Below are 21,231 nucleotides of genomic sequence, written 5' to 3'. Positions count from 1 at the left end.
TTGTCCTGTATGAGCTGCAAGTTGAGCCGCCAACTGTACAAGCCGTTTGGTCCTTCGTACATCCCCTAATTTTGCGCGCTGAAAAATGCTCTGTGCCCAGAGTGATGGTTCACTTAAAAACATGGCATGTGGTATCTGAAACAAAAGGTCAGGATCAGATCAGGTTAATTAAAAATGGTTCAAAAAAATCCCCCGGGGCAAACCGAGGGATTTGTGTAGAAGAGACAGGTATTCCTATAGGGCTTTTTTATTGCTGTTCACGCCTACTATGTCTATTGCTTAAGGACTTGAGGCAAAAGCCGCGCTTTGTTGCTACAATAGCCGTGCTTTTGGGTTGAGCGAGCCTAGCGCTTAAATCTAAACTCAAGCTAGCCCAAAGCTAACCTGAATCTTGATAGACCAGTTTAATCGATAAGTAACGCAATTTCAGTAACCTAGCAGCCGCTTCGTTACCCACCACAGGATATTCACCTTGAGCAACTCTGATACTAAGCCTAATCCATCAATGGCTTTTTCGACTCTTAAGCTAAAACCCGAACTGCTTGAGAACCTTTCTTCTATGGGCTACAACGAGATGACGCCAATTCAGGCGCAAAGTTTGCCACCCATCTTAGCGGGGCAGGATGTGATAGGTCAGGGTAAAACTGGCTCGGGTAAAACGGCCGCCTTCGGCTTAGGATTACTGAACAAGTTAGACGTTAAACGCTTTCGCATTCAAACCTTAGTGTTATGCCCAACCCGCGAGTTGGCCGACCAAGTGGCGCAGGAAATCCGTACCCTTGCCCGTGGTATTCATAACGTTAAAGTACTGACACTTTGCGGCGGTGTGCCTATGGGGCCACAAGTTGGCTCGCTGGAACACGGCGCGCACATTATTGTGGGTACGCCTGGCCGTATCGTTGATCACTTAGATCGCAATCGCTTAGATTTAAGCAATCTCAACATGTTAGTGCTCGATGAAGCCGATCGCATGTTAGAAATGGGCTTCCAACCCGCTCTAGATGCGATTATCGAACAAGCCCCGCGTGAGCGTCAGACGCTGCTATTCAGCGCGACGTTCCCTGAGCAAATTCAATCGATTGCTAAGCAAATCATGTATGACCCAAGCATGGTTAAAGTTGAAGGTAATCACGACAGCTTAAGCATAGCCCAACATTTTTATCATTTAGACGATGACAAGGCGCGTATGCAAGCGCTGCAATTATTGTTGTTAGAACATAAGCCTGAAAGCGCAGTGGTGTTTTGTAACACTAAACGCGAAACCCAAAAAGTGGCCGATGAGCTTGAAGGTTTAGGCTTTAGCGTATTGGCTTTGCACGGCGATTTAGAGCAAAGAGACAGGGACGAAACCCTGCTGCAATTTGCTAATAAGAGTGCCTGTGTCTTAGTGGCGACTGACGTTGCTGCCCGTGGTTTAGATATCGATGCGCTGGATGCCGTGTTCAACTATCACGTCGCCTATGACACCGAAGTGCATATTCACCGTATCGGTCGTACTGGCCGTGCGGGCAGTAAAGGCGCCGCTTATACCTTCTACAATGACCAAGACGGTTACAAAATTGCCTTGTTAGAAGAGTATTTAGAGCGCGAAATCACCAGCGAATCATTGCCCTCTGAAAGCCTGCTCGGCAACACGCCTGCAGCCCCAACCATGATCACTTTGCAGATCGATGGCGGTAAGAAGGAAAAACTGCGTCCAGGGGATATCTTAGGCGCGCTGACGGGCGAAAACGGTATCGAAGGCTCACAGGTGGGTAAAATCCAAGTGACCGATTACCGCGCCTATGTGGCCGTTAATCGTAAGGTTGCCAAGAAAGCGCTGAACAAAATTACTGGCGGGCGCATTAAAGGAAAATCTTACCGCGCTTGGCCAATGAAGTAAGTTTGGCTTGAGTTGAATCGTACCTCGATTTAATTCGCTCTATTTTTAAAGGGAATAAACTCAGGTTTATTCCCTTTTTTGTTGGGTTTTATAGCTGTAGTCACTACACCTTTGTGTCTACTTCACCTCGAATCTTATTGGGCGATTAAGTAACACTTTGTATTTGTCTGCTTAATTGATATGCCCCTCAGCTTGCCTGTGTTAGAAGTGATTCTGAGTAAAAAATAAATGAGCGGATTAACGGCTTTGTCAGGTGATAAGGCTGCATCGGTTTGGAGTATTTATGTTTCGATGGACTATTTTACTAAGCATCTTTTTAAGCGCAGCGAGCGTTGCATCAATTCAGCCAGAGCCGCAACCGGAGTCTAAGTCAGAGTCGCAACCGTTACAGCACTTCATCTACATTAATCATCGTGAGGCCAACGGAGAAAACATTCGTGCCGACAAGGCGCTGCGCGATCCCCGTTTTGGCGGTGCGCAGATTGTTTATACTTGGCGCAGTTTAGAGCCTAAGCAGGGCGAATATGATTTCAGCGCGATTAGGGCCGATATTGCGTATCTCGATTCGATAGGCAAAAAATTGTGGATCCAGCTGCAAGAGAAATCCTTTACGCCCAGAGTCAACGTGCCGCGTTATTTGCTCGATGATCCTATTTATCAAGGCGGTGTGTTGAAGCAAAGCATGTTGAGTGCACCAGAGCGTGATCCCAATAAACTGGTGACGGATGATGAGTATGGCTGGTCAGCCAAAATGTGGGAGCCCTCAGTGCGTGCGCGTTATCAGCAATTGGTGCGCCAGCTAGGCCAAGAGTTTGATGGGAAAATTGCGGGCATTAACTTTAGTGAAAGCTCAATTGATGTGGGGACTGAAAACGCCGATGGAACGACTACCTTCCCCAGTGATTTTAATCCTAAAGCCTATATCGATGCGATTGGCGAGAATATGCAGGTATTAGCTGAGTCATTTCAGCATTCAACCGCTATGGTGTATTTGAACTTTTTGCCAGACGAATGGCTGCCATGGAATGACAAAGGCTATATGCGAGGCTTATTTGCGCAAGCCAAATCGCTCAACATGGGTGTGGGTGGCCCAGATCTGATGCCTTACCGTAAAAGTCATATGGCACAAAGTTATGCCTTTATTCAAGAGTACCCAGCGACACTGGTGAAAGGTATGGCGGTGCAAGACGGTAATTTACGGCAGATTAATCCTAAAACGGGTAAAAAGAATACTGTGCCTGAGCTGTTGGATTTTGCACAAAACTACCTAGGCTTAGACTACATTTTTTGGGTTGAAGATGAACCCTATTTTACTGATGAAGTCCTGCAGCAGTTGCCAGATACAAAGGCGAATTAACTTAGGTTGCCGTTTTAGGCTGTTTTTAAGGCAGTGATTGTTCAAGCCGATTATTGTTCAAAGCGTAGATAACGAGCTAAGCATCAAAATAAACAAAGGCAAAAAACGCCCAATTCCATACGGAGTTGGGCGTTTCTGTTTAGGACTTAATACGGCTAAAGCGCTAAGCAAGTTCGCTTAGCTTTTGCATTAATCCTGTGAATGTCTTGGACGACTCGCACCGTTATTTGGGCGACGGGTGTTTTTCTTTGGGCCATTGGCGTAAGGATTCTCACCCGCTTGGCCACGATTCTCGCCAGCGCCTGAACGGCTTTCACTTGGACGACTAGCGCCTGCGCTATTGGCTCGGCCATCGTTTGAACGTGGGGGACGAGGTTTGGCATCACTACGGGGGGCGCTACTGGCTTCACCGCTGTGTCTTGGATTCTTGTCGTTTGGCTTGTGACCGCGCGCGACGTCACCGCTGCGTTGACCGTCTTTATGCTCGGCGCTTCTTGGGGCACCATCGCGTGAGCTAGGTTGGTTTGAGCTGCGGGTATTTCTACGGCTTGGTACTGATTTACCGCTACTTTTCCCACCGCCACCTAAACGTGATTCTGGCAATTCATGGTTAAAGCCTTCAACCATTTCTCGGTCTAATACGCGATTGATCAAACGCTCGATATCGTTCAGCAGTTTGATTTCTTCGTTACTTACCAGTGACACGGCTTGACCCGATGCGCCAGCGCGGCCAGTACGGCCGATACGATGTACATAATCTTCTGGCACGTTCGGTAAGTCGAAGTTAACCACTTGTGGTAATTGGTCTATGTCTAAACCGCGGGCGGCGATATCGGTCGCAACCAGTACGCGAGCTTGACCATTTTTAAAGTCGGCTAAGGCTTTAGTACGGGCGGTTTGGCTCTTGTTACCGTGGATAGCGGCGGCTTTGATACCTGCCTCTTCAAGGCTTTTCGCCAGACGGTTAGCACCATGTTTAGTGCGCGAGAATACCAACACTTGTTGCCAATCGTTTTGCTTGATGAGTTGGATCAAGAGTGCCGATTTTTGGCTCTTATCAACTGGGCAAACCCATTGTTTTACTGTGGTCGCTGCCGCGTTACGTGGCGTGACCGAAATTTCGACTGGATCATTGACTAGGCCTTTTGCCAGCTCACGAATTTCATCGGAGAAGGTGGCTGAGAACATCAGGTTTTGACGTTGCTTAGGTAAAATGGCCAAAATTTTACGGATATCGCGGATAAAGCCCATGTCGAGCATGCGATCGGCTTCATCTAACACTAAGATCTCAAGCTGGCTGAATTTCACCGCTTTTTGATTATATAGATCCATCAATCGACCCGGTGTGGCGACTAATACGTCGACACCGTGGCGCAATTTTGCGATTTGTGGATTGATAGGCACGCCACCAAATATTACCGCCGAGCGCAGTGGTAAATTCTTACCATAGGTTTCAACACTTTCTGCAACCTGAGCTGCCAATTCGCGTGTCGGAGTTAACACTAATGCGCGCACTTGGCCTGCTTGGGCACGGTTACCTTTACTCAGGAGTTCGAGCATAGGTAGGGTGAAACCTGCTGTTTTACCTGTTCCTGTTTGGGCGGCCGCCATCACATCTTTGCCTTGAAGCACAGCGGGAATTGCTTGAGCTTGGATTGGCGAAGGTGTGTCGTAGCCTTGCTCGGCAACGGCTTTAAGTATCGGGGCCGATAAGCCCAGGGAGGTAAAACTCATAGATTGGTCTCTTGTGGCAACACTGTGCTGCATTTATGGTCAATAGCCAGGTCTGCTGGCGGGCGTGCAGCTTACAGGATCAGGGCTTTAAGTGCCATCTAATAAAGGTTTTTGGGCTGGGTTTCATTCATATTGGCACATAAATCGCTTGTCGGCGGCTTTCACTCGGCCTCGCTTATCTTTTAGGCGCAAGTTTAGATGGCAGAGTTTGAGGTTATGGAAGTTAATTGATTTCAAGGAATAAGATGACTATTAGGCTTATTTCATAATATCAATTGAAGTCATAGGCATTTTTTATCTAGAGTTAGAATGAGTTAGCGGTAGATCACGCTACAATAATGAGAGTGGTATAAACTAAAGTCGATTGGAGTAGAATTAATCAATGACGCAATTGGTTTAGCTATCTGTTCAGTTCGTGATTGATGTTATTCGCTGAATTTTTAACAATGAACCGAGCGAAAGAATTATTGAGTGTTTTCACGGTCACGTTTAACTGAGTCATTCATGTTTAACTTAGTCATTTAGATGGAGTGGCTTAAGAGCAGTTCTCTGCATGCTTGCGATTTATCTCACGTTTATTTTAGGATGAGGCATTGTGGGAACGGTTAAACGCCTCTCATTTATAGGTGGATTATGACAGCGATACAGCATATTGAACGCCTTGCACGAGGACGCAGTGAACAAGCCGTCGCTGTGATTAAAAATGTGCAGCAGATGTCAAATATCCCCATGCATGAGATGCAACTCGCGCTTAAACAATTGCTCAACTGTGGCCGAATTGCGCTGCATTTTCATCCAGATAGAATTGATAGCCGTGGTATGACGGTTGCCGAAGGTTTACTGCGCGATGGTCAATACCGCAGCCAGTTTGAGACCCATATTTCCAATGGTCAGTTGTCACCTGAGTTAGGTGGCCCACGGGATCATTGGGAAAATCAGCTTTTTGGGGATGTATACAAGGGCACTAAATCTCGGCCTAAATACGGCGCACTCGATCTGGGGATGTGGCAGGACGGTCCCGCCCCACGTTTTGGAAGCTGTTATTTTTTGACTCATACGAGTGCGATGGCGCGCTCAACCTTTAGTTATCTTGACTCGTATCGTAATCCGAAAGAGAAAGGCACGCTGTCATGTTTCGATGATATTTTAGCGGCGCTGCTGACTGAGAGTTTTGAGCGTCACTATGCCTTAGGCAAATCCGACTTTAAGCCGCTGAATGTGATCCATTATTTGGGGCATCAGCTCAATGCTTCCTTGCTTTCACGTTTCGAGCGGCCGCTATCGAATAATCTTGACCATTATATAGAGGCGCAGATCCATGGCGATGTTTCCCTCGATGAAGATATCGCCATGCTGGTGGCGGACCCCAGTTTTAAGGGGACTGATATTGGCGCAAGCTTAAGTAAAATTTGCGATAAATATGATATTGAGCTGCAATATTATGATGGCTTTAGCCTGCATACGGCGCAGATCCCCAGTGATTTCCGTGGGCCAACTATGCCATCGCTGGCTAATCGGATTGCCATAGAAGACAGAGTCGATGCCTATGCCATAGGCGTGGCGGCGCGGGATTTATACCATTCCCCCCAGCATTGGCGCGACCGCGGTAATCGTGCGCAAGTCGCCCATGAACTTAAGTTGCTCTGGCATGTGCTGGTGAAATACGGTGGAGTGTAATAAGCGCGAACTCTTTAAAAATGCTTAATTGTAAACGTAAGCATTAACAACAAAATGAGTTTAGGTCGTAAATAAAACAGCGAGATAACATCAGGTTAATTCGCTGTTTTTTTTCTATAGATATTTTATCGTTAAGGTCGCCTAGCAACCAGTGTCGACTTTTTTATAAGTGGGGACGCCCGTTGTCTCCCATTTATAGTCGATATAACAATTTGTCGCTTCGACTTGCGCTTCTGTGGGCGTGGCAAGGTTCAGTTTTTGCTTTGGTGTGGCTATAACTTCATAGGTGCCGTTGGTGGTGTAAATTCGATAGGACCACTCATTCACATTTAGCCCTGCCGCTTTAAAAATTTCTGGCGGAGTCGTGTAAGCCGTACTTGGCGTTATACCGCTGGTGCTGGCAGCCCAAGGCTGATAGTTTTCGCCACGGATTTCGTCGTAAACGACTCTATTCGTGGTGCCGCTGTTAGCAATTTCCGACTTTGATTTGAATAAAGTGACGGCGGATTTCATCGAAGCCAGTGCACCTGATAGCTGACTCTTATAGGCATCTGATTGTAAATTAATGAATTTAGGTGCAGCTACTACGGCTAATACGCCAAGAATAATAATAACCACAACGAGTTCAATCAGGGTGAAACCAGCATTTTTATTTGGCATAGATAGAGGACATTCAATACAAAGAGCTTCATGCTACCTAAGTTTTTAAAATCAGGCTAGTACTAGGTAAAGTTCCGTTAACTCCTAGATTTATTTATCTTTAGCTCGTTTTTGTGAGTCCGCTAGCAAAAGTCTGTGATAGGGTTTCATCTGTTGTAGATGCCTGCGATACTGCGTCCCTATCGGAACTTTTTAGCTGTTGCAAGCCCCTTAAACTGAATTGTTATCGATAGTCGATCCCCGCTACGAGTCGCTTAATTGTTTTCTTGTTGGAGCACCATGGATAAGTCGTTAGAAAAATCCCTTCTCGTTTGGCTTAAAGCCCAGAAAAAAGCCTATGGCCTGTTCCTTAAATTGTCGTTATGGCTTGGGATGATAAGCGCCGTCGCTATGGTGGCGCAGGCTTATATTATCGCGACGATTCTGGATGGCGTGATCATAGGGCAAGTTATACCGCTAACTGACAATGCCCAAACGATCAGTTCCAGCGTGAATATTGATACCTATACACCTCATTTTATTGCGCTAATTGCCTTGATGTTACTGCGTGCCTTGTTGGCTTATGGGCGTGAGCGCGCCAGTTTTGAGGCGGGTAAGCGTCTACGTGGCCATATTCGCGCTGCAGTGATGGACAAGTTGACTAAGCTAGGTCCTGCATTTATTAAAGGTAAACCCGCAGGGAGTTGGGCCAGCATAGTCTTAGAGCAAGTCGAAGATTTACAAGATTTTTATGCCAGATACCTTCCGCAAATCAGCCTTGCTGGTTTTATTCCCGTACTCATTTTAGCGGCGGTATTCCCGATTAACTGGGCGGCAGGCTTAATCCTGTTACTCACAGCGCCATTAATCCCTATGTTTATGATCTTAGTTGGCATGGGCGCTGCCGATGCTAATCGCAAAAACTTCAGTGCGCTTGCAAGATTGAGCGGCCATTTTATGGATAGATTAAAAGGCTTAAGCACGTTGAAACTTTTTCACCGTGGTGATGCCGAGCTTAAGGTGATCGCGAGTGCTTCGGAGGAGTTTCGTAGCCGCACTATGTCGGTGCTACGCATGGCATTTTTAAGCTCGGCAGTCTTAGAGTTTTTTGCGGCGGTTTCGATTGCTGTGCTGGCGGTTTATTTTGGTTTTAGTTACTTAGGTCACTTAGATTTTGGCTACTATGGCGCCCATGCCAATATTAGTTCAAGTACAGTGCCTGACATGGGCGGTATTCCTTTCAGCTTATTTACTGGGCTATTTATTCTGATTTTAGCTCCTGAGTTTTATCAACCGCTGCGCGACATGGGGACTCATTACCATGCTAAGGCGCAGGCTATAGGCGCGGCAGAAGCTTTGATTACCTTGCTCGAACATCCGGAACCTGAATTTGCCGGCCACGTCTGCATCAATAGCATAGAGACGCTGAGTGCCGACAATCTTGAGGTGTTCAGTGTCGATGGCACGCGTTTACTTGGCCCGCTGAGTTTTGAGTTAAAAGAGGGTGAACGCTTAGCTTTAGTTGGCCCGAGTGGCGCGGGTAAAACCAGTTTACTCAACGCCTTATTGGGATTTTTACCCTACAAGGGCCATTTGTTGATTAATGGCCATGAGTTATCCGCATTAGACTTATCCCATTGGCGACAGTACTTAGCTTGGCTTGGACAGGAACCGCAGTTATTCCACGGTACTGTGAGGGATAACGTAGCTTTAGCCGACCCAGCTCTGCCCGACGATACGCTGTGGCACTTGCTGGCAGAGGCCAATATTAGCGACTTCGTTAAGGCACAACCACTGGGATTAGACTCGCCGGTCGGTGAGCAATCTTCCGGTTTATCCGTCGGCCAAGCCCAGCGTATTGCCTTGGCAAGGGCGCTTGGGCAAAAGGCGAGTTTGTTTGTCCTTGATGAACCCACAGCCAGTTTAGATAGCCAGAGTGAGCAGGCGGTGAGTTCTGCGCTGAATCGCGCCATGGCGGGTAAGATGTGTATTATGGTGACCCACAGATTAGATCAGTTAGATCAAATGGATACTATTCTTGTGCTCGATAAAGGCTTGATAGTACAGCGGGGCGACTTTACCACTTTGTCTAATACACACGGTTTATTCCAAACTTTACTGCGTGAAAATGTTGAGTCCGTGGCGGATATTGAACTTGTACCGTTATCGGCCAGCGCCAGTGAGACGCAGCTTGATAGTGACGCTCCACTCGACAGTGCCGAGTCCACTAAAGGAGATGCCCAATGAAAGTGCTGATCCCCTTTATTCGATTGTTCTCGCGTCAATGGCTGATGATGTCCGTGGGCTTGCTGCTGACCATTATTACTTTGATGGCGGGCATAGGTTTACTGTCACTTTCGGGCTGGTTTCTTTCCGCTACCGCTGTTGCGGGTTTGACGATAGTTACGGCGCAGTCCTTTAACTTTTTCACTCCTGCGGGCGGCGTGCGTTTCTTATCAATTGCCCGAACCGCTAGTCGTTATGGCGAGCGTTTAGCGACCCATGAGGCGACCTTTAAGTTGCTGACTGAGCTTCGCGTTTGGGCGTGGTGTAAACTCTTGCCGCTAAGTGCTAAAAATCTGCAGGGGCTGCGCCGTGGCGACATGCTCAATCGCTTAGTGGCCGATATCGATACCCTAGATCATCTTTACCTGCGACTGCTCACGCCTATGGCAGCATCACTGCTGATGACAGGGCTCTTGTATCTGTTTCTTGCTTGGTTCGATGCCAAACTTGCCCTCAGTCTTTGCCTATTTTTAGTCGCTGTTTGGCTGGTGATGCCACTGCTATTTTATCGCCTTGGACACGGTCCGAGCCGAACTATGCTTGAGACCAAGCGTCATTATCGGGTGCAATTATTGGATATGCTGCAAGGCCAAGCCGAGCTTAGCCTATTTGGCGCGAACGGCAGATTCAGGCAGAAACTGAATGATGCTGAAATTGCACTTTTTCGCAGCCAAAGCGCGATGGCCAATATCACTGCTCTCAGCCAAGCCATGTTGATCCTCTCCACGGGCTCAGCCTTGATCATGATGCTTTATTTAGCCGCTCAAGGTGTGGGTGATGCCGTGCCGCCGGGGCCCATGTTTGCACTTATGGTGTTTGCGACTATGGCCTGCGTCGAGATGATGATGCCGATCGCGGGCGCGTTTCAGCATTTATCAGGCTGCGTATTGGCCGCAACGCGAATTAATGAAATCACTGAACAAAAGGCCGATATTCAATTTGCTGTCGATACTGGCCTGAGGGCAAAGTCTGGCGCATTACAGATTGAAGATATCCACTTTGGTTATCGAGACGATCAAAACGTGCTGCAAGGTTTGTCCCTTGAGATAAAAGCCGGGCAAAAAGTCGCGTTACTTGGGCCAACGGGTTGCGGTAAGTCGAGCTTATTGACGCTGATTACCCGAGAATGGCAAGCGCAGCAAGGGCACATCAAGCTCGATGGTCATGCACTTTCAGAGTACAGCGAGCGCGGTCTTAGGGATGCGATTACTGTGATTAGCCAACGCATCTATTTGTTTGCGGGTACTTTGCGGGAAAACTTAGTATTAGCGCTACCTGTTATCGAGGGCGAGAAACGCACTGCCCACGACGCACGCTTGATTGATGTGTTACAGCGGGTCGGACTTGGCGCTTTACTCACGGGTGATAAACCGCTGGATATGTGGATAGGTGAAGGTGGACGTCAGCTTTCGGGTGGCGAGCAGCGCCGTATTGGTGTTGCTAGGGCACTGCTGCGTGATGCGCCGCTGCTATTGCTTGATGAGCCAACTGAAGGGCTAGATAAACGCACCGAGCGAGAGATTTTAAGTTTACTGTTTGATTTTGCAAAAGATAAAACCTTACTTATGATTAGCCATCGTTTAACCGCTATGGCGAAGATGGATCAAATTCATTTACTCGGTCAGGGGAAGATTATTGCGTCTGGCACTCACCAGAGCTTAATTGAAGACAGTGCAGAGTATCAGGCCTTGTACCAAAGACTCGCTTAAGGTTTTGGATTTAATCTTTTGGAATTAAGATGTTGGCGCTCAATATTATAAATAGCGATATATTTTACCCATTAAAAGCGGATATGAATCTATGAACCCTGCGATGCCAGAAGCATTAGCCCCACAAATTAATGCTCATTTTAATGGTAAGTTTGAGGTCGAGCTTAAATATCGTTTATTGGATCGCCACGCTTTTTTCGCTGCCTTACAAATGAGAAATCCTGAGGTCATGCTCGAAGACAACCTTGAGCATGATTGTTACTTTGATCTGCCATCACAATCACTTAAAGGTGAGCACAAGAGCTTGTGTATCCGTGAGATGCAGCCATCGGGGATAATGCTGTGGATAGTAAAGGGGCCAGAAAAAGACCGCTGTGAAGCCGTTAATATCACTGAAGCAACAAAAGCAAAAAGTATGCTGCAGACCTTAGGCTATGAGTGTGTACTGGAAATTAAAAAGCGCCGCAGTATCTATTTTCTGGGTGAATTTCATTTAACAATCGATCATATCGAAGGTTTAGGGGATTTTGCTGAGCTTGCGATTATGACCAATGATGAAACCCTGTTGCCTAAATATGAAGTGCAATTACAACAACTCGCCGCTGACTTAGGCTTAAGTGAAACGCAGCGAGAGCTGTTATCCTATCGGCAGTTGCAGCGGGCTTTAAATGATCAGTGATGGTTCAATCTTTTGGATTAACAGCTTGAGGCTTAATAGCTTAAAGTTTCATCGCTTAAGTTTAATGGTTTACACCGCTAGATTTTGCCTAACCAATCCTTCGCAACAAACCGCTATGGCTAAGTTCAAATCCCTTTGAGCGTCACTGTCCATACCGCATTCACTGTTTGTTTTAACTTGCTATCGACGACTTAAACTTAAGCAGCGTACTTAAATTCGAGTATCACATTTCAATTCAAGCCACCTTTACAAATTCAAACGGCTTACATACTGATTATTCAGTTTTATTTGCCGTGAGTTACTTGATGCGTTTTAGCCTAAGCGTTGTGAAAAGGCGAGGTAGCGTTTAACTTCCGCTTCAGGGAATTTTAATTCGTCACCATCTTGAACACTTGAGAGTAAATTCTCCCGAGCGAAGCGTTTAATGGTCGCTGGTGTTTTATCTAGCATTTTGCACACTTCATCTAAGGTTAATAAGTTATCGCTCATGGCACTCTCCCAGTAATTCAATAGAAACATGACCCAAAGAGTATAGAACAATAATTCCAATCAAGATGACGCAGCGGCCTAAACCGCCAAGGCTATGATTCTATTTTGTGGTTGCGGGCGGTTTCCCGCACTTGGCTCTCTATTTGCAGATGGCCTTTTGCCGCTGTGATCGCCAGAACGGCACGGGACTTGAACTCGCGGCGATATAAGGTTGCGACCACAAATAAGCTGGCCGAGATAAAGAGTATCGGGTGTACAAACCAGCACAATACCGCCATTGAAAAGTAATAGGCGCGTAAACCATAGTTATAGGAGTGCGCCGCTTGATCTTGCACTGTCGCCATTTGTCTTGCATAGGCTTTGAGATTGTCATTTGAGCCATCGGTGTCCAGAGGACCCGCGCCTATCATCACGTTCACAAAACCGTATTGGCGCATTGACCAAGTAAACTGGAAGAAGGCCATCACAAAAATGCCAACTAGCAGAGCTAACTTGACTTGCACCAGCGCATGATTCGGTGGCGTAGCGAAGGGAATGGTTGCTATAACACTTTCTAGTCGTTCAACTTGCGCAAATAAGGTTAGTACACCCGCAAGCACAAACAGCGTGGTCGATGCAAAAAAGGCAATATTGCGTTCTAAGTTGGCCAGTAGTGCCGCATCACCCACGCGCACACCGCGGGTCATCACCTCAAGCATCCAGTAAATTCTATGCTTATGGAGACCACGGGCAATACAGTCTGTATCTCTCGCCTTGCTACGGGCAAAGGCGGTGTAGCCAGCCCAAGAAACGATAAACCACACCAATGCAGAAATATCTAACAACGAAAATGTCATAGCCACCTTAGTAAAATGTAATATGGGGAGAAAGAGAGAGATTAGTCATGTGCAGATTATGAGGTCTATGAAAGATTTGGTGCAACTGAGAAACGATTCCCAGTAATGATTTTTTTGCATAGTGATTGTGACTTCACATTAGGATAAAACTGTTTTATGACAACTCCTGTGTCAGTCGCTTAAATATCTTCGATATAAAGTTGCTCACAAATTTCAGCCTTAATTAATATTTTGGTTACATCAGTATCAACTTTAGATTGACTTTTTAGAGCTAATTCCTTCTAATCCTTAACTTAATTTATTGCATCTAAAATTCAATTTTGAATTTTTAAAAAGTTAGGGATGACTATGAAGTCAAATTTGAAATCCATATCGCTCGCAGTTGCTGGCGTATTAGCGCTTAGCAGTTGTGCCATCACTCAATCTGTTGAAGATAATAAAGAAACTGTTATTGGTTGTGCTATTGGTACTGGTTTAGGTGTATTGATTGGGAATTATTTAGGTGGCAATGAAGGTATGCTTTATGGCGGTGCCGCTGGTGCTGCGATTGGTTGTACCGTTGGTTATGATTTTCAGCAAAAACGCGAAGCATTAGAACAGTTAGCGAAAACAGAAAATCTTGATATTCAATTTACTTCAATCAGCGCTTCAAAAGCATCAGATGAACAACAAAGTAGCTTACTGATCAGTTCAACCGAACAAACCATGTCGAAGGAAGATTCAGAAAAGTACGCTAATTATCAAGTTGTGGGTATGGCTGCGATAGTTTCGAGTAATAGTGAAGTGATGTTTGCTTCTGGAGCTTCAGAGGCGACGCCACAAGCTAAACAAAAATTTCAAAAACTCGCCGCTATCTATAAAGACTCTAAACAAAACATTTTGATTACAGGTCATACAGATGCCAGTGGTGCTGAATCGTTAAATCAAGAGCTTAGCGAAGCGAGAGCGCGTTATGTGGCAACCCTCTTTAATCAAGCTGGCATTCCGACTGAGCGATTATTCTTCCAAGGAGCAGGGGAGTCACAGCCTGTTGCAGCTAATAGTGATGACGCTGGCAAAGCAAAAAATCGTCGAGTAGAAATTATTGAAATTGACGGTAAACCGGATCAATTACTGGCCTATTCATACAAACAGAAGGCAAATTTGAGTTATTTATCCCGCCGATCGCAGGATAAAGTGACAGCAGCCAAGCCTACGACTCAAGTGGAAAAGCAGCCTACAACTCAGCCAAATAAACCGAGCACTTCACCAGCTCAAATACAAATGACGGAGTCGGAAATCGTCAAGTTACTTGAGCCAGTGAAACTGCAAAAAGCCTTGGTAGATTTTGGCGGTAAGAAAATGCTCGACCCATCGACAAACTTTACCCAGTTAGTGGGTGCTAAAAAAGAGAGCGGTTTTGCATTATTTAGCAAGGCGTATGCATCTGAAGTCTCTAGCCTAAATTGCGCCGTTGAGGGACCGAGAGTCACGGGGGACGTGAAGAGTTTAGCCACAGGTGAGAGCTATAATCGTAAGGATTACAACACAGCAGATTATTTACCGGGTATGAATGGTACTGCTTGGGGTTATAAAGTGAATGGCCATTATATTGGTTTGACCCCTGTTGCTGTAATTAAGGACAGTGGCACGGCTGTTTCTGCGCCTAAAGTGAATATTTGGAAGAATTACAAAGGTTCAAGTAAAGATGATCCAAATTATCAGCTTACGAGCCATGTAGAGACTTATTATGGTGATAAAGGCTTGTTATATCGTGTTTTTACAACGGACAAAGACTCTCCTGTGCGCTGTATAGATGTGGTGATGCCAATCGATCGTTCAGCGACCGCGATTGCTGGCAAGTTGTACTACGAGAAGAATAAAACGGTTTATGAAGCCGATTTTGAACCCAAATTGTTATAAGCAATGTGCTTAGGAGCGGTAAATGGATTTTGTGTCTATGTTATTTAATGAGTATCGCACGTTAGTGTCGCTGTTACTTTCGTTGATGGTATTAGTGGTCATTATTACGGTTTGGTGGGATAAGGTCAGTTTCTGGTGGCTTAATACATGGTATGCCTTTCCGGTAATCGGTAAGGAGAGTCGCTTAGCGAAAGATTATGAAACCCAAGTTAAGATTTACGATAAGGATTGGTTGAATACTGAAGTCGCACTATGTACTGATTTTGCGGCTCATTATGAGAAAGTGAATAAGGACGAGGAGCTTTTCAGTAAAAGCCAAGACTATTTAGGTAAAGTGACTGAAAATGGTCGTAACAACTTACATATTTTGGGGTGGATATTGATTGCCGCCTTAGTGTTTGTTGAAGCAATGGGATTTAGTTACGTTCTTTCAGGTTTCACGATTCCCGGAGCATCGGAAAAACTACAGCAGCAAGGTGCTGTGGGTATCGCCTTCATCATCTCGGTTTTACTGGTAGGTTTAACTCACTTTACTGGACATGAGCTGCATGCTAACTCGCTCATTAAAAAGGCCAAGGTCTGGTGGAAAAATGCTAAAAACCGCGACAAATCGACGCCAGAACTGGCACCTAATACTCGTATTAATTTAGATAAAACCTTTGAGGATGATAATGAGCCTCAATATAAGCAACTCATTAATCGGATCTCTACTAACGCAGAGGTTAAGCCCCGTTATTTCATCACCACGGTTACTGCTATTGCGATCCTAGTTATTGCAGTATTGGCAACCTATGTGCGTGGTCAAGTGCTTGAAAAAATGCACATTGATGAAGTCAATATTCAGCAAACGAGTGGATTGTATCAAGAACAAGACCCCTATGCTGAAGCACCTCCAGCACTCTTACTGGATGAGTCTAAAAGTGCAGGTGATAAAGCAAAGGATGACGTGTGGGATCGTGAACAGAAAGGCGGTTGGGGAACTTTTATTTTTCTTGCTTTCTTATTCATCCTATTACAGATTTTCGGTATTTTAATTGGTTTTAAAACCGGATTTGCTGGCAAACATTCTAAAGATGCGCGTAAAGAAATTGGCAACTTTAAAAGTGAGCGTGAGTTTAAGACGCATTATTCTCGTTTAAAGCAGCAAGTTGCGCGTGTAGCCCAGAAGCGCCTAACTAACTTGCAGCAAAGAATGAATCAAAAAGCCGAAACTAATTGCCAAGATCCTAAGGTGCTAGAGGTGTTAGAGGCCTGTGGTGAGCGTTCATTCCTGACGTATATGGAAGATTTAGGTAATGCCGAAAATCGATATGATCAATCGGTACGTTTACGTGAGCATCAAACATTAGCCAGCCATCAGGCGATGAAAAGTGCCGCTGTGGTGGCAACGTCTCATATTGTTGAGGTAGAAACTTCCGAAGCACCAGAGGCGATGGAAGCAAGATTGAAAGCCGAGCTTGTTGCTGAAGCGAATGCTAAAAAAGCTGCAGAGGCCGAAACGCCAGAACAAGCTGAACAACGTATTCGACAAGAGCTGCTTGCTGAAATAACTCAGCAAAAAAAGGTTGTTGAAACGGAAGAACAGATGCGCGATCGTTTACGCAAAGAGATACTTGGAGAGTTAAGTTCATGACAGGAATGACAAAGCTTGCTAAGTTGGTGGTTACTGGCTTGTTTGGCACTTTAGCTATTTCTATGTGTTTGCCTGCGATGGCCGCTGAGAGAAATGATATTAAAAGTTGCTACGAGTTTGCCAAAATTGATCCACTAACAGCAAAGACAGTTTCTGGCCGACATTTGTTTGTGGCGATCGATGGTACTTTTTCTCCGGACATAAATATTAAACAGTTAGTTCATGAGAAAGTGCATCTCTTCCTACAAGCTGGGGATAAAATCACTATCATTAGCTTTAGTGCTTATGTAAAAGATTTTTATACCGATGTTTTGTTTAGTGGCAGGCTGGATACTGATATTGCTGACAGGGATGACGTATCGAAGAAAAATCTAATGGCTTTTGATAATTGCATGAATAAGCAGGCTCAGTTCGTTAGAAGTAAAATTGATGCCCATATAAAACATGCTTTTAAACCTAATGATGTGGATTTGCCTAAAACTGAAATCCTCAGTAATTTATCTCAGGTTATTGCGCCGCAAGTGGCTGCCGATACCGAAGGACGCCGAGTATTGTTACTTGTGTCCGATATGGTTGAAAATTCAGATGTGACCAGCTTTTACAGTAAAAACACCTTAAAAGTTATCGAACCTGAGCAAGAAATGCTAAAAATACAAAAAGCGAACATGCTGAGTGATTTTAAGCAGGCAGATATTTACGTATTAGGTGCGGGTTGGGTTCCTGCTACATCAAAAGGATTTAGAGGCGGTCAAGTAATGTTGCCGTTGAAACAGTTTTGGCAGCAGTATTTTGAGTCCTCCCATGCTGAACTTAAAGGTTTTGGTCAACCCGTATTAATGACGGATATGTAATGACTGGGATTTTAATTAAGTTGTTACGTCATAGATAAGTACCGTTTTAGACTCTAATAAAAAAGCCAGACTCAGTCTGGCTTTTTTATTGTTATCGCGATGGCTAAAGATGCATCGCGATATTCTAAAGCAAGTTCAGTGTACTTATTCTTCGCTATCACCGAGTGACAGTAGGGTCGCATTACCACCAATAGCTGTGATGTTGTTGGTGCGAGTCTTTTCAGTCACAAAACGGGTTAAGTAGTGTGGGCCACCGGCTTTAGGACCTGTGCCTGACAGACCTTGACCGCCGAAAGGCTGTACGCCCACCACAGCACCGATTTGGTTACGGTTAATGTAGACGTTACCCACGTTCACTTTGTCGGCAACTTCCAAGGCATGGCCTTCGTTACGGCTATGGATACCTAAGGTTAAGCCAAAGCCCGTGCTGTTGATTTCATCGATCACTTTGCCAAGATCTGCCGCTTTATAACGGATCACATGCAGGATTGGGCCAAAGTGTTCTTTCTCAAGCACTTTAATTGAATCGATTTCAACGGCGGTTGGCGACACAAAGTGACCATTCTCAGTACCAGCGGGCAGTGGCATTTGCTTGATAAGCTTACCGACTTGCTTGATATGGTCGATGTGGGCATCTAAGTTAGCTTTGGCGGTGGCGTCAATCACTGGGCCTACGTCGGTTTTGATTGAACTTGGGTTGCCAATCACCAATTCATCCATGGCGCCTTGCAGGACTTCGATCACGCGATCGGCGATGTCTTCTTGGAGGAAGAGCACGCGCAGTGCGGAGCAGCGTTGGCCTGCGCTGGTGAATGACGATGAAACCACATCGTTAACCACTTGCTCAGGTTGCGAGGTTGAGTCCACTACCATGGCATTTTGACCGCCAGTTTCGGCAATCAACGGAATAATCGCGCCATCACGGTTGGCCAGTGTACGGTTAATCAGTTTTGCTGTGCCAGTTGAACCGGTAAAGCATACGCCGCCGATACGTTCATCGGCCGTAATTGCGCTACCCACAGTCGCACCCGTACCGGGTAGGAATTGCAGAACCTCAACAGGAATACCTGCTTGGTGAGCAAGTTGTACTGCACGATAACCAATAATCGAGGTTTGCTCCGCAGGTTTCGCGATAACAGTGTTACCCGCCGCTAATGCCGCAGAGACTTGACCGAGGAAGATGGCCAATGGGAAGTTCCATGGGCTGATACACACGAATACGCCGCGGCCTTGGAGGAACAGTTCGTTCAGCTCTCCCGTTGGGCCAGGAAGCAGTTCAGGCTTCGCCATCATTTTCTTAGCTTGTACAGCGTAGTAACGACAGAAATCAACGGCTTCACGTACTTCGTCGATACCGTCTTGAATGCTCTTGCCTGCTTCACGGGTACACAGGGCGATCAATTCTTCGCGGTTTTCTTCTAATAAATCGGCCAATTTTTGTAGTGCAGATGCACGGGTTTCCACTGGTGTGCGTGCCCAAGAGGCAAATGCTGCTTCAGCAGACGCGACGGCTGCTTCGATTGCAGCTTTGTCGGCGAAGGCGACTTGACCTACGGTTTGGGTAGTGTCGTATGGGCTAACAACCGTTTTATGTTCGCCAGTTAAGGTTTTACCGTTAACCAGAGGGCCCGCTTGCCATTGGGTATTTTTAAACTGTTCTAGTGCCGCGAAAAATGGCTCAGATTCGGAAATGATGTTCATATTGAGTCCCTTGGAATTTTTGCGATCGCTACCGAAAATATCGGCAGGTAAAACGATTCTGTTGTTAGCCAGGGTTTTGTAACCCGTCAGTGTTGTTAGCGGATGTACCACTAATGACTCGATGGGGGTTTTAGGATCCACCAGTTTGTGGACGAACGAAGTATTCGCGCCGTTTTCCAGCAGGCGACGAACTAAGTAGGGCAGTAGATCTTTATGGGCACCGATGGGGGCATAAATACGTACCGCTTTAGCACCGGCTTCAGCCAGAATCGTGTCGTACAGCTCTTGTCCCATGCCGTGTAAGCGTTGGAACTCATGGTTACGATCGCCCGCCATATCGGAAATTGCCGCCACGGTTTGCGCATTGTGGCTAGCAAATTGTGGGTAGATAGCGCCGCGAGTCGCATCCGATAACAAGTAACGGGCGCAGGCGAGGTAAGAAACGTCAGTACCGGCTTTGCGAGTGTAGAGTGGATAAGCGGCTTCGCCAGCTTGTTGCGCCCACTTAAGTTCGCTATCCCAATAGGCGCCTTTAACTAAGCGAACTGGGATTTCATCCCCTTGATCTTTCGCTAGACGCGTTAACCAAACCAGTACGGGCAGGGCACGCTTAGAGTAGGCTTGTACTACTATGCCGAGTAATCCCCAGCCTTTAGTTGCTTCAGCATTAAACAGTTTTTGGAACAGTTTTAGTGATAACTCGAGGCGATCGACTTCTTCAGCATCGATAGATATACCGATATTTAAACCACGTGCCAGCTTAATCAGGCGAATCACTGTGTCGTACAGTTCAGTCAAGACGCGGTCTTCATTGGCCACTTCGTAACGTGGGTGCAATGCCGATAGCTTGATGGAGATTGTTGGGCGCGGTGATTCATTTTCGTTATAGCTTTGAGCACCGAGCTCAGTGATCGCATTGGCGTAATCGGTATAGTATTTCTCGGCATCTTTGCGAGTTAACGCCGCTTCGCCCAGCATGTCGTAGGAATGGGTATAACCTAACTTACGTTTGTCTTCGCTGTTTTTCAGGGCTTCTTTCATGTTGCGACCCAGCACGAACTGCTTACCCATGATCTTCATTGCTGCCATCATGGCTTGACGGATCACAGGCTCACCCAGACGATTCACTAAGCGGCTCAGCAAGTTGCTTGGGGTACCATCGAGTTTTTTATCGAGTTTAACGATTTTACCTGTGAGCATTAAGCCCCAGGTCGATGCGTTAACCAGTACTGAGTCACTCTTGCTCATGTGCTCATCCCACTTAGCGCCTGAAAGCTTATCTTCAATCAGCGCATCGGCAGTGGCCGCATCGGGAATTCGCAGTAAAGCTTCGGCTAAACACATCAGGATAATGCCTTCCTGTGTTTCTAAGCTGTACTGTTGCAGGAAGGCATCTATGCCGACCATCAAACCTTTTTTATCGAATTGACGAACCTTATTGACCAGTTCGTGGGCACGACGAGTGACGCGCTCTATGGCTTCATCACTTGAGGGAACTAGTTTGATCAGCTCTGACAAGTATTGTTCTTCATCGACAATGTAGTTGTCGCTGACTGCTTTGAACAGTTCGTCGAGATTGGCAGAATCGTAGCGGCCTGCCAGCACTTCACTCGCTTTGAACATAGTTATCGCTTCCATCTTGGCCGTTATTGGGGCGCTATTGTTGAAACAAATTGGGAGGCGCCAAACGCATTTGATATTTTGTATACAATATGAAGGTTTGCGCGCGCAGATTATACAACCAAAATGTGACGGACAACACTATAGCGTAAAAGATTGTGAAGTTTGTTTGATTAGCTTGTTAATAAGTCGATGTAACGCTTGATTGACAAAAAAGCCAGTGTTTGAAAACACTG

At 46.0% G+C, this 21,231-nt stretch carries 15 protein-coding genes; 9 read left to right on the top strand and 6 right to left on the bottom strand.

Features of this window, described 5'->3' with window-relative positions; translation table 11 throughout:
* Positions 1-123 (bottom strand): transposase (locus L5L98_RS18090; RefSeq protein ID WP_263142432.1); only part of this gene is annotated, 123 nt, incomplete at its 3' end.
* 382 nt (positions 124-505) lie between these two features.
* On the opposite strand from L5L98_RS18090, the gene dbpA reads away from it, so the two are divergent.
* Complete coding sequence (gene dbpA, locus L5L98_RS18085; RefSeq protein ID WP_011847678.1) at positions 506-1,882, top strand: ATP-dependent RNA helicase DbpA; 1,377 nt, start codon at positions 506-508, stop codon at positions 1,880-1,882.
* Positions 1,883-2,165: 283 nt separating this feature from the next.
* Positions 2,166-3,239 carry a hypothetical protein gene (locus tag L5L98_RS18080; protein WP_263142697.1) on the top strand — a complete coding sequence of 358 codons (1,074 nt, stop codon included), beginning with the start codon at positions 2,166-2,168 and terminating at the stop codon, positions 3,237-3,239.
* 189 nt (positions 3,240-3,428) lie between these two features.
* Here the strand turns inward: L5L98_RS18080 and L5L98_RS18075 are convergent, their stop codons facing one another.
* The gene (locus L5L98_RS18075; protein WP_105251539.1) at positions 3,429-4,973 is read right to left on the bottom strand and encodes a DEAD/DEAH box helicase; all 1,545 of its coding nucleotides are present in this window, start codon (positions 4,971-4,973) and stop codon (positions 3,429-3,431) included.
* A gap of 633 nt (positions 4,974-5,606) precedes the next feature.
* Between L5L98_RS18075 and L5L98_RS18070 the strand changes: the two genes are divergently transcribed.
* Entirely contained in the window at positions 5,607-6,650 is a 1,044-nt protein-coding gene (locus tag L5L98_RS18070) for a DUF3626 domain-containing protein (protein ID WP_263142696.1), read from the top strand.
* A 141-nt stretch (positions 6,651-6,791) separates the two neighbouring features.
* On the opposite strand, the gene L5L98_RS18065 is transcribed toward L5L98_RS18070, so the two are convergent.
* Positions 6,792-7,310 (bottom strand): type II secretion system protein, encoded by a 519-nt coding sequence (locus L5L98_RS18065; RefSeq protein WP_105251541.1) that lies wholly within the window; start codon positions 7,308-7,310, stop codon positions 6,792-6,794.
* 279 nt (positions 7,311-7,589) lie between these two features.
* Here L5L98_RS18065 and cydD point away from each other — a divergent pair, with 279 nt between their 5' ends.
* The 3 genes from cydD to cyaB all read left to right on the top strand — a co-directional run bounded on the left by cydD (position 7,590) and on the right by cyaB (position 11,963).
* A complete protein-coding gene (gene cydD, locus L5L98_RS18060) occupies positions 7,590-9,536 on the top strand; it encodes a heme ABC transporter permease/ATP-binding protein CydD (RefSeq protein WP_263142694.1) in 1,947 nt (648 codons plus the stop codon).
* Positions 9,533-11,284 (top strand): heme ABC transporter ATP-binding protein/permease CydC, encoded by a 1,752-nt coding sequence (gene cydC / locus L5L98_RS18055; RefSeq protein ID WP_263142692.1) that lies wholly within the window; start codon positions 9,533-9,535, stop codon positions 11,282-11,284. The genes cydD and cydC overlap by 4 nt, the downstream gene beginning before the upstream one ends.
* A gap of 91 nt (positions 11,285-11,375) precedes the next feature.
* Positions 11,376-11,963, top strand: a complete 588-nt coding sequence (cyaB, locus tag L5L98_RS18050) for a class IV adenylate cyclase (protein WP_263142690.1) — start codon at positions 11,376-11,378, stop codon at positions 11,961-11,963.
* Between the two features lie 312 nt (positions 11,964-12,275).
* On the opposite strand, the gene L5L98_RS18045 is transcribed toward cyaB, so the two are convergent.
* Complete coding sequence (locus L5L98_RS18045; RefSeq protein WP_006082937.1) at positions 12,276-12,452, bottom strand: helix-turn-helix domain-containing protein; 177 nt, start codon at positions 12,450-12,452, stop codon at positions 12,276-12,278.
* Between the two features lie 92 nt (positions 12,453-12,544).
* On the bottom strand, positions 12,545-13,288 hold the full coding sequence (locus L5L98_RS18040; RefSeq protein ID WP_131524297.1) for a DUF599 domain-containing protein: 744 nt from the start codon (positions 13,286-13,288) through the stop codon (positions 12,545-12,547).
* Between the two features lie 348 nt (positions 13,289-13,636).
* Here L5L98_RS18040 and L5L98_RS18035 point away from each other — a divergent pair, with 348 nt between their 5' ends.
* The 3 genes from L5L98_RS18035 to L5L98_RS18025 are packed head-to-tail and all read left to right on the top strand — an operon-like array spanning position 13,637 to position 17,674.
* Entirely contained in the window at positions 13,637-15,190 is a 1,554-nt protein-coding gene (locus L5L98_RS18035) for an OmpA family protein (RefSeq protein ID WP_263142686.1), read from the top strand.
* A 22-nt stretch (positions 15,191-15,212) separates the two neighbouring features.
* Complete coding sequence (locus L5L98_RS18030) at positions 15,213-16,823, top strand: hypothetical protein (protein ID WP_263142684.1); 1,611 nt, start codon at positions 15,213-15,215, stop codon at positions 16,821-16,823.
* 5 nt (positions 16,824-16,828) lie between these two features.
* A complete protein-coding gene (locus tag L5L98_RS18025) occupies positions 16,829-17,674 on the top strand; it encodes a hypothetical protein (protein ID WP_173496764.1) in 846 nt (281 codons plus the stop codon).
* A 144-nt stretch (positions 17,675-17,818) separates the two neighbouring features.
* On the opposite strand, the gene putA is transcribed toward L5L98_RS18025, so the two are convergent.
* Complete coding sequence (putA, locus tag L5L98_RS18020) at positions 17,819-21,013, bottom strand: bifunctional proline dehydrogenase/L-glutamate gamma-semialdehyde dehydrogenase PutA (protein WP_263142682.1); 3,195 nt, start codon at positions 21,011-21,013, stop codon at positions 17,819-17,821.
* Positions 21,014-21,231 lie beyond the last annotated feature (218 nt).

It is taken from the genome of Shewanella sp. SM23, from assembly GCF_025654295.1.
GTDB classification, from domain to species: domain Bacteria; phylum Pseudomonadota; class Gammaproteobacteria; order Enterobacterales; family Shewanellaceae; genus Shewanella; species Shewanella oncorhynchi.
The sequence above is the reverse complement of the archived record's forward strand: the minus strand, read 5'-3'. Positions and strand labels throughout refer to the sequence as shown.